Raw genomic sequence first — 13265 nt, 5'->3', positions numbered from 1 at the left:
CGATAGGAGTCACACCATGCAACAGTCCCACGCTTACCAGGACCCAAGTCTGGCCCTGACCACTTCGATCCTCGATGCCAAGGCGCGCAAGAATCTGTCCTGGCAGGACCTGACCGACGGCACCGGCCTGGGTCTGGCCTACGTCACCGCCGCCCTGCTCGGCCAGCATCCACTGCCGGAAGCCGCCGCCAAAGTGATCGGCGCAAAACTCGAGCTGGACGCCGACACCGTGGCCCGCCTGCAAATCATCCCGCTGCGCGGCAGCCTGTCGGGTGTTCCGACCGACCCGACCATCTACCGTTTCTACGAAATGATCCAGATCTACGGCACCACGCTCAAAGCCCTGGTTCACGAGCAATTCGGCGACGGCATTATCAGCGCAATCAACTTCAAGCTGGACCTGAAAAAGGTCGAAGACCCGGAAGGCGGCTCCCGCGCCGTGATTACCCTTGACGGCAAGTTCCTGCCGCTGCGTCCGTTCTAAAACAACCTGCACTGAGCGGATTTCAACCGCTCAGTTGCCCCCTCATTCATTGCAAGGAAGTCCGCCATGAAAGCGCTCATCGAAGGTTTATTGAAGTTCCAGAAAGAAGCGTTTCCGCAACGTACCGACCTGTTCAAACACCTGGCCACCACCCAGCATCCCGGCACCTTGTTCATCACCTGTTCCGACAGCCGCGTGGTGCCGGAACTGCTGACCCAGCAAGAGCCCGGCGAACTGTTCGTGGTACGCAATGCCGGCAATATCGTGCCCTCTTACAGCCCGCATCCAGGCGGTGTCTCGGCCACGGTGGAATATGCGGTCGCGGTATTGGGCGTGACCGACATCGTGATCTGCGGGCATTCGGACTGTGGCGCCATGACCGCCATTGCCCAGTGCAAATGCATGGATCACCTGCCCGCCGTCAGCGGCTGGTTGCAGCACGCCGAATCGGCCAAGGTGATCAACGAATCCCGCCCTCATGCCAGCGATGTGGCCAAAGTCAGTTCGATGGTTCGGGAAAACGTCATCGCCCAACTGGCGAATATCCAGACCCACCCGAGCGTGCGCCTGGCCCAGGAAAAAGGCCTGTTGAACCTGCATGGCTGGGTCTATGACATCGAAACCGGCGCGGTCGATGCCCTGGATGCCGGCAGTCACAGCTTTGTGTCGCTGGCCGAACACCCGGGCACTTGCGCCGTGCACGGCAAAACGGTCGAAGCCGCCTGAAGGTGTCGACCGCACACGCTGCACCGGGCTTGGCGCAGCGTTACGAAGTGGACAGGCGCGCTACTGCGCCCGTCCTCGGTTCCCGAGCGGGGATGTGACACTCACATGATCGCCCTTGTTATTTGTCGTCCGTCTTGGCTGACGATTGTGGCCGACGTTCAGGTGTGTCTTCAGCGTTGGGCGCTTCTGGAAAACTGCCTGGGGTGAACACATGAGTGAGCAATTCGCTGGCATCGATGTTGACGACACCAGGAACCGAACGGGCCAGAGCAACAGCCTGCTCACACTGTCTATGGGTATTGACGCGACCGCTCAATGCCACCGTACCCGCATGGGTTTTGACGTGGACATTCAGACCAAGGTTGGGTTCGGCCAATGCCAGGGCCGACTTTACCCGGGTGGTAATCCACGTGTCGTGAACGACCGTTTCCAGACCATGGGAGTAATGTTGGAAGTCATGAAGTTTCATGGCGCAATCCTCTCACACGTAATCAGATGCGCTGTCCGTCCCCACGCAGGCACGGACACACATTAAGTATAGTGCGGACCGTTGCCTGCGGTCGGAGGGCTGTCCCTGATGCCGGTAAGTTAATAAGAGCGACGAAATTCCTGTGGGAGCGTGGCTTGCCCGCGAAGAGGGAGTGGCAGTCAACATTGATGTCGCCTGACACACCGCTTTCGCGGGCAAGCCACGCTCCCACAGGTTTTGCGCGCCTCAGCGTTTGACCGACAGACTCGTCTGGGTCATGCGACTGCGGATCGTGAACACGCCATCGCCCGAAAGGATCGCACTGCGCGCAAACAGGCGCCCGCTCTCCCAGTTCGAAAGCCCCAGCTCCGGCTTGTTCAGCGCGTACTGCCCATCGACCCAGCGGGTAATCCCGTTGCCGACAAAAGGCGCGTTGACCGCGTTGTAGAAGCGCTCGTGCGCCTGGGTATCTTCACTGATCAACGACACGGTGAATTGCGGGCTATAGCGGTTGAACAAGGCGATGGCCTGATCCAGATCGTCGACGACCTTGAGACTGACTTCCGGGGTTTCTTCCCATTCCCACTCGCGACCCAATTGATCCTCGGGCAGCGGTTCGGCCTGTGCTTCGGTCTGATAGCCTTCGGCGCGGTACACCTCGACGCTCGCGGTGCGCCAATCGCTCGGCAAATGCTGCTCGCTGCCCTCGACAATGTGCAGTTTGCAGCCTTGGCCCCGCGCGGTGCCGGCCTGTTGCAGTGCATCGAGAAACAGCGGCACCAGTTCGGCAGCTCGGTCGCGGTGGATCAGGCAAACGTTCAGGGTGTTGCAGACTTTGCGGTCCAGCGAATTGCGCACCACGGCGGCGAAGCGCTGGGCATCGGCATCTTGGTTCGCGATCAGCCAGGCGCCACCGGTGCCGTGCAGGCTGACGGCAGTGCCGGCCTGTTGCGCGATGCTGCCCAACTGGCTGACCGCACGCCCCGAACCACGGGCCACGGCCAGCGACAAACGCCGGTCGGCGAACATCGCCCAGCCAGCCGCATGGTTGACGCTTTCGACCAGCGACACCGCACCGCTCGGCAACCCGGCATCGGCCAGTGCCGGATTCAATGCATGGGTGACGATGGCCTGGGCGGTGCCCAACGCGTCGCTGCCAATGCGCAGCACCGCAGTATTACCGGTACGCAGCACACCGGCGGCGTCGGCGAAGACATTCGGCCGGCCTTCGAACACGAACGCGACGATGCCCAACGGCGAGACCACTTGTTCGACTTTCCAGCCGTCGTGCTCGACGCAGCTCACGACCTGGCCACGGGTGGCCGGTGCATCGCGCCAGGCCCGCAGGCCTGCGATCATGTCGCGGCGCATGCGTTCATCGGCCAGCAAGCGCGTGGTGGAGCGCCCGCGCGCCTTGGCTCGTTCGATGTCGGCCAGGTTGGCGGCCGCAATCAAGGCCCAGCATTCCGGGGTTTCCAGGCGTTGCGCGAAGCGATCGAAGAACTCGCTGATGGCGTGATCCGAAACGCTGGACATTGCGGCAAACGCCGCCTCGGCGCGCTCGATGGCGACCGCTGCCGCGCGCTGATCTGCCACCGGGATCAGCAACAATTCGCCGCTGACCTGCTCCACCAGCAGATGATCGCCGGGCTGAAAGCGCGCCGCCAGTTCGGGGCTGACGACCGTGACACGATTACCGGCAAAAGGGATCGGCGTACCAGCGACTAGACGTTCGAGCGCAAGAGACATGAAGCGGTTTCACCATGCAGGGGGCGGTCGGAAAATGTATAGGAAAATCCGTGGAGCGTCATTAATCAACCGCCCACGCGTGCCCTGACAGTTACTTTTGCGCAAGCCTGAACACGTCCTGCTCCAGTTCATTACTACCCTGTTTACGCTTGACCGAATTCACGTCATAAACCACCAGCAACAAGGACTCTTCTACACCCGCGGTATTGATAAAGGTCATCCCTTCGGCATGATCGCAGCCTTTATCCTCTCCTTGCCCGTAAGGAACCTCCAGGACCGACGTCAATTGTTCGCTGAAGACAAAACTTTCGTCTGTCGGCCTGGCGCCGTCGCACCATCGAAATACAGTGACGGGCCCATCGAGGTCCATCGTCGGCCCCGCCAGGATCAACATATCGTCCCCGTCGAGGCATAAGTCCCTGACGCCGAGTCCATTCAGCTGGAAAAAATGCTTGCGGTACTTTCGCCCACCCGGCCCGATTTTCTTCAGCCTCAGTGTGTGAGCAACCTCGGGATGGTCTTCGGGTTCAACCTCCAGAATGATTGCCCACCCCCGCAGTACCGGCCCTCGCAACCCGATAAAAACACGCTTGCCGTTAACCTCGAGGCCTTCGGTATCGAACCCGTTGTCCTTGCTGGGAATGTGCAGAAATGCCCCAACATGCTCGTCGTCCTTGAGTTCATCGAGCAATTCGTTACCCAGTTGATTGCCGGCCAATTGGGCGGCGACTCGATCATCGCCGGCGCTCTTCAGCAATGTGAACGTCCCGCTTTCTTCGACCAGCGGAATCCGCGCCAGGAGAAAACGATTGCCATCGCGGCTGACCGTTGCCAGACGCTCGGCGTTCTTCTTCAGGGACTTGCTGCTATCGGGTTTTTTCCGTTTCAGGCTGTGAGACCCCAGGATCCAGAGATACCCTGTGTCGCGGTCGTAACTCATGCCTTCCAGGTCTGCTTCAACGTCTTCTTTGCCAACGTCCGGCATGACCGGCAGCGTCAACAGGGATGCCAACGGGAACCGCTTCTGCTGATCAAACAGAAATTCGCCCGGGCTGGCGTGCTCACGCTGGGTGAAACGTTCAAGGCTCAAGGATTCATCATTGGCGACCCACAGGGTATTGCCGATCTGCACCACGGCAGACAACCCGTCGCGCAAATGAGCGTCCGCCTCATTGAAGACGAGAAGCGCGGAACCGAATTTCATCATGGAATCACCCGCGCCTCCACCCGATCGGGTGAGCAGCCAAAAATTGTCTACTTCACGCTAGCGGCCATCAGGCGCAAGTCAAGGAACGCCATCAGAACACCGACCAGCCAATCCGCTGGCTCAACAACTCCAGCGCCGCCATGCCAGCGAGCGAGTTGCCGGCGGCGTTCAATTCCGGGGACCAGACGCACACCGTGAATTGCCCCGGCACCACCGCAACAATGCCGCCGCCCACGCCGCTCTTGCCCGGCAGACCGACGCGATAGGCAAAGTTGCCCGCTTCGTCATACAGCCCGCTGGTGGCCATGATCGAGTTGACTTGCTGGGTCTGGCGGGCGCTGAGGATCTGTGCGCCGCTGTGTTTGCAGAAACCGTCGTTGGCCAGGAAGCAGAATGCCCGGGCCAGGTCCACGCAACTCATGCGCAGCGCGCAATGGCTGAAGTAGCTACGCAGCACCGCTTCGACATCGTTATGAAAGTTGCCGAACGACTGCATCAGGTAAGCCATGGCCGCATTGCGCGCACGGTGCTGGTATTCGGACTCGGCGACCTTGCCGTCCACCATGATGTTCGGGTTGCCGGACAAGCGCCGGACAAAATCGCGCATCGACAATGCCGGCGCGGCAAAGCGCGATTGATTGATGTCGCAGATCACCAGCGCACCGGCATTGATGAAGGGATTGCGTGGGCGCCCGCGCTCGAATTCCAGCTGCACCAGCGAGTTGAACGGCTGGCCGGACGGCTCATGGCCCAGGCGTTCCCAAATCGCCTCCCCGGAGTGTTCGATGGCCTGCACCAGGCTGAACACCTTGGAAATGCTCTGCACCGAGAACGCCGTGTCGGCGTCCCCCGCGCAAAACAACTCGCCATCATTGCCATACACGGCAATGCCCAATTGATTGCCCGGTACCGTGCCGAGGGCGGGAATGTAGTCAGCCACTTTGCCCTGACCGATCAACGGTCGGACTGCGTCAAGGATCTCGTTCAACAGCGCTTGCATGCCGGGTTCCGAAGTCTCGCCCCATGGGATTGCGGGGACACTGTCGCTAGACGCCGCTGGGCGGCGCTGAATCACAGTTTTGTATGGGAAAGTATCTGTCGCGGTCCGGGATACACCCACTTGCACCCGGCGACCTTTCAGACATATCGCCAATACAGCTGATTGCAACACTTCTGCCGTCCGCTGACTACCGTTAGACACTCGCAATGAATGCCCGGAGACCAAAACCTATGAGCACCTCTCTCTCATCAGCCGTCAAAGACCTGCACCTGAACCTCGACCGCGTCGGCAGCTGGATCGCGCCCCTCACCCTGCGGCTGTTTCTGGCCTGGGAGTTTTTTGAGTCAGGCCTGGAAAAATGGAACGGCCAGAACTGGTTCGCCGACATCCAGGATCGCTTCCCGTTTCCCTTCAACCACGTTCCCGCCGTACTGAACTGGGAACTGGCGATGTGGGCCGAGCTGATCTGTGCCCTCACCTTGCTGGCAGGCCTTGGGACAAGGCTCTCGGCGATTATTTTGGGGGTGGTCACGGTTGTCGCGACCGCCGCCGTCCACTGGCCGGCCGATTGGTCTACATTGAGTGAACTTGCCCAGGGTTATGCCATCAGCAACAAGGGGCACGGCAACTTCAAACTGCCGTTGATCTACCTCGTAGCCCTCATGCCATTGCTGTTCTCGGGGGCCGGCAAACTCAGCATGGACGCGTTGTTGGCTCGACTCTTCTGGCGGCGCAGTCACCGCTGAGACGCCAGCGTCTCGATACTCCCATCCAACTTGTGTAAAGGAGCCATCATGAGCGTAACCAGCCAATGGATCGAAATCTCCAGCGCCGAAGGCACCTTCGGCGCTTACCTGGCCATCCCCCACACCCGTAAAGGGCCGGGGATCGTGCTGATTCAGGAAATCTTCGGGGTCAACGAGCACATCCGCTCAGTCGCCGAGCAATACGCGGCCGATGGCTATCTGGTCATAGCGCCGGATCTGTTCTGGCGCCAGGGCCACCGTATCGAACTGGGCTACGACGAAGCCGGCTGGAAGCGCGCCGTCGAATTGATGAACGCCACCGACCGCTATAAAGCCCAGGCTGACATCAAACTGGCCATCGATACCCTGAAGACGCATACCGGGCTCGACGGCAGGATCGCCTCCATCGGTTACTGCTTCGGCGGCATGCTGTCGTACAACACCGCAGCCAACGGTTTCGTCGACGTGGCAATCGCCTATTACGGCGGCGGCATTCAGAACCAACTGGATCGGGCCGGTGAAATCAAGGTGCCGCTGCTGATGCACTTCGGCGAACAGGACCGCCATATCCCCATCGACGCCGTGAAGCAAATCGCCGAGCGTTTCGAGTTCAACGACGACGTCGATATCGAGGTGTATCCCGGAGCCGAACATGGCTTCAACTGCTCGCACCGTGACAGCTACAACCAACGGGCTGCGGCCGAGGCGCATGGCAATACGTTGCTCTTTCTCAGCCAGAACCTTTGAACCAAGCGACCCGGCGGCCGAATCGCATTCGTGCCGCCGGGAGCGCTGAGCGCTATTTCACGGCTTCAATCGATGTGATCGTAGCGGTCGCGCCCTCAAGCTGAAATTCGAAGTTCACCTGGTCCCCGACCTTCACCGAGGCCAGCTGTTCCTCTGTGGCCCGAAACCCCATAGTCATCGGCGGCCATTGCACTGCCGGCACAGCACCATGAGCAATGGTCAGTGTGTGTTTCGTATTGTCGATGGCTTTGACCGTTCCCGTCGCTTTAGCCGCCGGCGCCTGCGCTGTCTGCTGCTTCATCGGTGTGCCGTCCATATTCATATCGTCCATGTTCATACCCGGCATCTGCGCTGCATGGGCAGGAAAAGCAAGCGCGACCAAGGTGCTTGCTGTTGCGATCAGAGTCAGTTTCATTGGATTTTTCCTTGAGTGTGTTTGGGTTCTAGCTGGAGCTGACGGCGGCGCATCAAGCGATACGCCGCCGGGATGACAAACAGAGAAAGCAAGGGCGCAGTGATCATTCCGCCGACCATCGGCGCGGCGATGCGGCTCATGACTTCACTGCCGGTGCCGCCACCCAGCAGGATCGGTAACAGACCTGCAATGATCACCGCCACCGTCATGGCCTTGGGGCGGACGCGCTGTACTGCCCCCTCGCGAATCGCGGCGACCAGCCCGAGGTCAGTGCAATCGCCAGCGTCTTCACGCTCGGCCCAGGCGTTCTTCAGATAGAGCAGCATGATCACGCCAAACTCGGCGGACACACCGGCCAGCGCAATGAAGCCGACACCCGTGGCCACCGACAGATTGAAGCCGAGCCAATAGAGAAACCACGCCCCGCCCGCAAGGGCAAAAGGCAGTGTTGCCATAATCAGCAAGGCTTCGTCGAAACGCGCGAACGTCAGGTAAAGCAGCACAAAGATGATCAGCAGCGTGGCAGGCACTACCAGCTTGAGTCGCGCATTGGCCCGTTCGAGGAACTCGAACTGCCCGGAATAGCTCAGGCTCATGCCGGGCTGCAATTTGACCTGCTCGTTGACCACCCGACGCAGGTCAGCGACCACTGATGCAATGTCCCGCCCACGTACGTCGATGTACACCCAGCCGGAGGGTCGGGCGTTTTCACTCTTGAGCATCGGTGGCCCGTCGGTCACCTTGATCTTGGCCACCGTGCCGAGAGTGATCTGGCTTCCCAGCGGCGTGTAGATCGGCAGTTGCTCCAGAGCGCCGAGCGAATCACGCCACTCGCGGGGATAACGCACATTGATCGGAAAACGCGCGCGCCCCTCGATGGTTTCGCCAACGTTTTCACCGCCAATGGCACCGGCCACGATCGATTGCACATCGGCAATATTGAGTCCGTAACGAGCGGCAGCCTTACGGTCAATATCCACATCGATATAACGCCCACCGGTCAAACGTTCGGCCAGCGCGGAACTGACGCCCGGTACGCCTTTGGCAGCGCGCTCGACACCCTGCGTGGCCGTGTCGATTTGTGCCAGATCGCTACCGGAAACCTTGATCCCGATCGGACTTTTGATACCGGTGGCGAGCATATCGATGCGGTTGCGGATCGGCGGAATCCAGATATTGGTCAGCCCCGGGACACGCACCACTCGATCCAGTTCTTCCACCAGCTTTTCCTGGGTCATTCCTGGGCGCCATTGTTCATGTGGCTTGAATGCAATGGTGGTTTCGAACATCTCCAGCGGTGCCGGGTCGGTGGCGGTTTCGGCACGGCCGGCCTTGCCGAAAACGTGTTCGACTTCCGGCACGGTTTTGATCAGCCGGTCCGTCTGTTGCAGCAACTGCGCCGCCTTCTGTGCAGACAAACCCGGCAGCGCCGAGGGCATGTAAAGCAAATCACCTTCATCCAGCGGCGGCAGGAACTCGCCCCCTAAGCGAGACATCGGCCACAACGCGCTGACAAAGATCAGCAACGCGGCCAATAAGGTGATTTTCGGCCGGCGCAGCACTGCGTCCAGCAACGGTTGATAGAGCCTGATCAACCAGCGATTCAGCGGGTTCTGTCGTTCATCAGGGATCCGCCCGCGAATCCAGTAGCCCATCAACACCGGCACCAGAGTCACCGACAGCCCTGCCGCTGCGGCCATGGCGTAGGTTTTGGTGAACGCCAGTGGCCCGAACAAACGCCCTTCCTGAGCCTCCAGAGTAAACACCGGAATAAACGACAGCGTGATGATCAACAGACAAAAGAACAGCGCCGGCCCTACCTCCACCGCTGCGTCGATCATCACTTGCCAGTGACGTTCACCTTTGAGTTCTTCCGACGGATGAGTGACGTGCCAGGCCTCGATCTTCTTGTGGGCGTTCTCGATCATCACCACCGCGGCATCGACCATGGCACCGATGGCAATCGCGATCCCGCCCAGGGACATGATGTTGGCGTTTATCCCCTGATGACGCATGACGATAAACGCAATCAACACCCCAATCGGCAAAGAGATGATTGCCACCAGCGCCGAGCGTAGATGCCAGAGGAAAATCCCGCAGACCAGCGCGACGACGATGAACTCCTCGATCAACTTGTGGCTGAGGTTCTCCACGGCTCGATCGATCAACTTGCTGCGGTCGTAGGTGGTGACAATCTCCACACCGGGCGGCAAGCTGCGTTTCAATTCATCGAGCTTCGTTTTGACCGCCGCAATGGTTTCGCGAGCATTCTTGCCGCTGCGCAAAATCACCACGCCGCCCACGGTCTCGCCTTCGCCGTCGAGCTCAGCGATACCACGACGCATCTCCGGCCCCAGTTGAATCGTCGCCACATCGCCAAGGGTGACGGGCACGCTGCCCACACCGAGCTTGAGGGGGATGGCACGGAAGTCATCGAGGGTCTTCAGATAACCCGAAGCGCGCACGATAAATTCGGTTTCAGCCATCTCCAGCACAGCACCGCCGGTTTCCTGATTGGCCTTGCCGATCGCCTCGGTGACCTGGGCCAGTGTGATCCCCAGGCTGGCCATTTTCAGCGGATCGAGCTGAACCTGATATTGCTTGACCATCCCGCCCACGGTGGCCACTTCGGCAACGTTGGGCAGCGTCTTGAGTTCAAACTTGAGGAACCAGTCCTGCAGGGCGCGCAGTTGTGCGAGGTCATGCCCACCGCTGCGATCCACCAGGGCGTACTGATAGATCCAGCCAACCCCGGTGGCATCCGGCCCCAATGCCGATTTGGCGCTGGCCGGCAGGCGACTCTGGGCTTGGCTCAGGTACTCCAGAACCCGCGAGCGCGCCCAATACAAATCGGTTCCATCCTCGAACAACACGTAGACAAAGCTGTCGCCGAAAAAGGAATAGCCGCGAACCGTCTTCGCACCGGGTACCGACAACATGGTGGTTGCCAGTGGATAGGTCACCTGGTTCTCGACAATCTGCGGCGCCTGGCCTGCATAGGGTGTACGGATGATTACTTGAACATCAGAGAGATCCGGCAGTGCATCGATGGCGGTACTTTGAACTGACCAGACGCCCCAGGCCGTGACAAATAAGGTCGCCAGCAGCACCAGGAAACGATTGGCAACGGACCAGCGAATCAGCGCGGCAATCATGGCTGGGCTCCGGTTTGCTCCAGGGGCTGAACAGTCAGTCCTTTGAGACTGGCCTCCGAGTCGAGCAAGAACTGGCCCGAACTCACCACCTGTTGCCCCTCCTCCAGACCGCTCAGAACCGCTGTTTGCCCATCGTTTTCCTGGCCTGCCCGCACCTCTACCGGGCGATAGCGCCCGCCGTCTTCGGCAAGCATCACCAACACGCGCCGACCGGTGCGAATCAATGCCTCGCTCGGCACCCACAGCACGCTTTGCTCAGTCGACCGATTCAATCGCACCTGCACCGTGAGGCCGGGGCGCAAGCGGCCGTCAGGATTGGGCAATTCAACCCGCACGCTGACGGTTCGGCTGTCCGGACTGGTTTGCGGCAAGATCGCACTGACCGTACCGTGAAGGATTGCGTCCGGGAACGTCGCCAGCCTGGCCTCTACCGTCTGACCGACCTGGACTCCCCCGGCTGCCGACTCCGGCACGGCCACCGCCAGCCACACACGATCAAGGCCGTTGACCCGGGCCAGCGTCTCGCCGACGGCCAGGGTCATGCCGGCACGTACGTTCAACTCCTGCAACACGCCGGCAGTGGGGGTGGTGATGGTCTGGTTTGCCTGTACCTTGCCGCTGCGCTCAACCTGAGCGATCAACGCCGCCGGCATTCCGGTCAGACGCAGGCGTTGACGGGCCGCCGCCAGCAGGCCGGCATCGCCCACGTTTTTGAGTGCTAGGAACTCTTCTTGGGCCGCGGCCCATTCAGGCACCAAAATGTCCGCCAATGGCGCGCCGGCCTTGAGTACATCGCCCGGCGCACGGGCATAGACCCGTTCGACAAAACCCGGCGTGCGTGCCTGGATCACCGCGACATCCCGTTCGTTGTAGGTCAGCACGCCCGCCGCTTCGAGGCTGGAAGCCTGGACGCCACGGGTCACGGTAGCCAGACGAACGCCCAGGTTCTGCGTCACGCTCGCGTCGATCTGTACGGTGGCTGCATCCTGGGCAGCGTCGGCGTAGCGCGGCACCAGTTCCATGTCCATGAAAGGCGACTTGCCGGGCTTGTCGAACTTTTGCTGCGGGTACATCGGGTCGTACCAATACAAGACCTTGCGCTCGTCCTGGGTCATGGTGCCTTGAACGACGGGCTCAGCTTTATGGGCAAGCCAGTAACCGCAGACACCGCCCAGCGCCAGTGCACCACCGACCCACAGAACACCTTTGAAACGCTGAATGCTCATTGACCCGCCTCCCCATAAGCGAAATACAGCCGAGCACTGGTCAGCGCTTTCTGTTCGTTGACATCGATCTGTTTCAGGCGAGCGTCGATCAATTCACGCCGGGCGGCGACGACGGCCGACAAGTCACTTTTACCCGCCCGGTAACTGGCCATGATCAACTCGACCTTTTCTTTGGCCAGCGGCAACAGACTCTCCTGATAACGCCGCACAGCACGGTCGAGCCGTTGATAGTCGGCCAGTTGTTCTTCCAGTTGCTGGGTGTGCTCGCGGGTCAGCGCTTCGCGTTCGGCCTCCAGTTGATTCAGCTCAGCACGCTTCGCCGCGATCTTCGGGTTCTGCCGGGTGTCGGGGAACAGCGGCAGATCGAAGGTGAATTGCACGCTGACCATGTCGCCAAATTCCCGGCCGCGCCGCTGATAATCGACTTCCCAACTCCAGTCGGACCGTTTGTCAGCCTCGGCTTCACGGACTTTGGCCTGCGCCTCACGGGTCATTGGCGCAAACGCCGCTAATGAGGGGTGATGCTCAAGCTTGTGGACGTAGCCCGACGTATCGATGGGCCATTGCGGCCAGTTTCCGACCGGTTGTTCGCTGGCGGCAGAACCAATCCAGCGCTTGAGTGCCGCGCGGGCTTGCGCGCGTTGCAGCAGTAATTGGTCTTGTTGCTCTTCCAGTTGCGCCGCTTCCTGCTTCGGTGTCACCGCATCGGCAGGCTGAGCCCGACCGCTGGCGATCTGCGCACGAACGGTGTCGGCCAACAACCGATTCTCGCGGTAAAACGCCTGGAACAGAGTCTGTTTCAGCTCCACCGAATAGCTGCCGATCCAGGCCAGCGCCGTGGCCTGCCGCACATTCAGGCGTTCGACACGCCCTTGCGCAGCGGCCAGTTCAACCGCGGCCTCGGCAACTTCAGTGCGCGCCCGACGCTTGTCACCATTGGGCATTTCCTGCATCACACCGACCGTTTGCATGGTCATGAAATCGTGATCCAGCGTCCCGCGATCGGGACCGCCCACCGGAAAGTTCTGCACCCCCAGCACCAGCTTGGGGTCGGGCAACTCGCCGGCAGGAATCGCGGCGCTTCTGGCCGCCTGGAGTTTTTCGGCCTGGGCTGTAAGGGACGGTGCGTTGTCGTCAGCCAGCCGTAGGGCTTCGTCGAGAGTCAATGGGGCGGCAGCGCACGGCAAAGCCAGTACGCTTGCCGCCAGGGCAGCCGCTAGCGGCCACCCTGTGCGAATGCACATGGAGTTCATGTTCACAATTCCTGTGATGATCCACTGCGCGCTTTCAAAGGCGCACAGCAACGCCATCCCGCGAAGACGGAATGGGGCTCAGCGTGGA

At 60.6% G+C, this 13265-nt stretch carries 12 protein-coding genes; 4 read left to right on the top strand and 8 right to left on the bottom strand.

Annotated elements, in window-relative coordinates; all coding sequences use genetic code 11:
* Positions 1 to 16 precede the first annotated feature (16 nt).
* Together cynS and J3D54_RS20715 are read left to right on the top strand one after the other, a co-directional pair.
* The gene (gene cynS, locus J3D54_RS20720; protein ID WP_253422223.1) at positions 17 to 484 is read left to right on the top strand and encodes a cyanase; all 468 of its coding nucleotides are present in this window, start codon (positions 17 to 19) and stop codon (positions 482 to 484) included.
* 66 nt (positions 485 to 550) lie between these two features.
* Positions 551 to 1210 (top strand): carbonic anhydrase, encoded by a 660-nt coding sequence (locus J3D54_RS20715; RefSeq protein WP_253422221.1) that lies wholly within the window; start codon positions 551 to 553, stop codon positions 1208 to 1210.
* Between the two features lie 118 nt (positions 1211 to 1328).
* On the opposite strand, the gene J3D54_RS20710 is transcribed toward J3D54_RS20715, so the two are convergent.
* From J3D54_RS20710 to glsB, 4 genes are all read right to left on the bottom strand, one after another.
* Positions 1329 to 1679, bottom strand: coding sequence for a BON domain-containing protein (locus J3D54_RS20710; RefSeq protein WP_253422219.1), 351 nt, complete (start codon positions 1677 to 1679; stop codon positions 1329 to 1331).
* Positions 1680 to 1925: 246 nt separating this feature from the next.
* Positions 1926 to 3428, bottom strand: a complete 1503-nt coding sequence (locus tag J3D54_RS20705; protein ID WP_253422216.1) for an aldehyde dehydrogenase family protein — start codon at positions 3426 to 3428, stop codon at positions 1926 to 1928.
* 91 nt (positions 3429 to 3519) lie between these two features.
* On the bottom strand, positions 3520 to 4635 hold the full coding sequence (locus tag J3D54_RS20700; protein ID WP_253422214.1) for a DUF3616 domain-containing protein: 1116 nt from the start codon (positions 4633 to 4635) through the stop codon (positions 3520 to 3522).
* Positions 4636 to 4726: 91 nt separating this feature from the next.
* Positions 4727 to 5635: a glutaminase B gene (glsB, locus tag J3D54_RS20695; RefSeq protein WP_253422212.1), complete on the bottom strand. Its 909-nt coding sequence runs from the start codon at positions 5633 to 5635 to the stop codon at positions 4727 to 4729.
* Positions 5636 to 5865: 230 nt separating this feature from the next.
* Here glsB and J3D54_RS20690 point away from each other — a divergent pair, with 230 nt between their 5' ends.
* Together J3D54_RS20690 and J3D54_RS20685 are read left to right on the top strand one after the other, a co-directional pair.
* Positions 5866 to 6381: a DoxX family protein gene (locus tag J3D54_RS20690; protein ID WP_253422210.1), complete on the top strand. Its 516-nt coding sequence runs from the start codon at positions 5866 to 5868 to the stop codon at positions 6379 to 6381.
* Positions 6382 to 6429: 48 nt separating this feature from the next.
* Positions 6430 to 7128 (top strand): dienelactone hydrolase family protein, encoded by a 699-nt coding sequence (locus J3D54_RS20685; protein ID WP_253422208.1) that lies wholly within the window; start codon positions 6430 to 6432, stop codon positions 7126 to 7128.
* Between the two features lie 52 nt (positions 7129 to 7180).
* Here the strand turns inward: J3D54_RS20685 and J3D54_RS20680 are convergent, their stop codons facing one another.
* Genes J3D54_RS20680 through J3D54_RS20665 form a run of 4 tightly spaced genes read right to left on the bottom strand, consistent with a single transcriptional unit; the run spans position 7181 to position 13177 of the window.
* The gene (locus J3D54_RS20680; RefSeq protein WP_253422206.1) at positions 7181 to 7543 is read right to left on the bottom strand and encodes a copper-binding protein; all 363 of its coding nucleotides are present in this window, start codon (positions 7541 to 7543) and stop codon (positions 7181 to 7183) included.
* Entirely contained in the window at positions 7540 to 10698 is a 3159-nt protein-coding gene (locus J3D54_RS20675) for an efflux RND transporter permease subunit (RefSeq protein ID WP_253422204.1), read from the bottom strand. Before J3D54_RS20675 ends, J3D54_RS20680 begins: the two co-directional genes overlap by 4 nt.
* On the bottom strand, positions 10695 to 11924 hold the full coding sequence (locus tag J3D54_RS20670) for an efflux RND transporter periplasmic adaptor subunit (protein ID WP_253422202.1): 1230 nt from the start codon (positions 11922 to 11924) through the stop codon (positions 10695 to 10697). Before J3D54_RS20670 ends, J3D54_RS20675 begins: the two co-directional genes overlap by 4 nt.
* The gene (locus J3D54_RS20665) at positions 11921 to 13177 is read right to left on the bottom strand and encodes a TolC family protein (protein WP_253422200.1); all 1257 of its coding nucleotides are present in this window, start codon (positions 13175 to 13177) and stop codon (positions 11921 to 11923) included. Before J3D54_RS20665 ends, J3D54_RS20670 begins: the two co-directional genes overlap by 4 nt.
* Between the last annotated feature and the right edge of the window lie 88 nt (positions 13178 to 13265).

The organism is Pseudomonas sp. GGS8, from assembly GCF_024168645.1.
GTDB lineage: Bacteria > Pseudomonadota > Gammaproteobacteria > Pseudomonadales > Pseudomonadaceae > Aquipseudomonas.
The sequence above is the reverse complement of the archived record's forward strand: the minus strand, read 5'-3'. Positions and strand labels throughout refer to the sequence as shown.

Coding starts and splice junctions, on each gene's coding strand:
- cynS (WP_253422223.1), top strand. CDS start 17: ATGCAACAGTCCCACGCTTACCAGGACCCAAGTCTGGCCCTGACCACT.
- J3D54_RS20715 (WP_253422221.1), top strand. CDS start 551: ATGAAAGCGCTCATCGAAGGTTTATTGAAGTTCCAGAAAGAAGCGTTT.
- J3D54_RS20710 (WP_253422219.1), bottom strand. CDS start 1,679: ATGAAACTTCATGACTTCCAACATTACTCCCATGGTCTGGAAACGGTC.
- J3D54_RS20705 (WP_253422216.1), bottom strand. CDS start 3,428: ATGTCTCTTGCGCTCGAACGTCTAGTCGCTGGTACGCCGATCCCTTTT.
- J3D54_RS20700 (WP_253422214.1), bottom strand. CDS start 4,635: ATGATGAAATTCGGTTCCGCGCTTCTCGTCTTCAATGAGGCGGACGCT.
- glsB (WP_253422212.1), bottom strand. CDS start 5,635: ATGCAAGCGCTGTTGAACGAGATCCTTGACGCAGTCCGACCGTTGATC.
- J3D54_RS20690 (WP_253422210.1), top strand. CDS start 5,866: ATGAGCACCTCTCTCTCATCAGCCGTCAAAGACCTGCACCTGAACCTC.
- J3D54_RS20685 (WP_253422208.1), top strand. CDS start 6,430: ATGAGCGTAACCAGCCAATGGATCGAAATCTCCAGCGCCGAAGGCACC.
- J3D54_RS20680 (WP_253422206.1), bottom strand. CDS start 7,543: ATGAAACTGACTCTGATCGCAACAGCAAGCACCTTGGTCGCGCTTGCT.
- J3D54_RS20675 (WP_253422204.1), bottom strand. CDS start 10,698: ATGATTGCCGCGCTGATTCGCTGGTCCGTTGCCAATCGTTTCCTGGTG.
- J3D54_RS20670 (WP_253422202.1), bottom strand. CDS start 11,924: ATGAGCATTCAGCGTTTCAAAGGTGTTCTGTGGGTCGGTGGTGCACTG.
- J3D54_RS20665 (WP_253422200.1), bottom strand. CDS start 13,177: ATGAACTCCATGTGCATTCGCACAGGGTGGCCGCTAGCGGCTGCCCTG.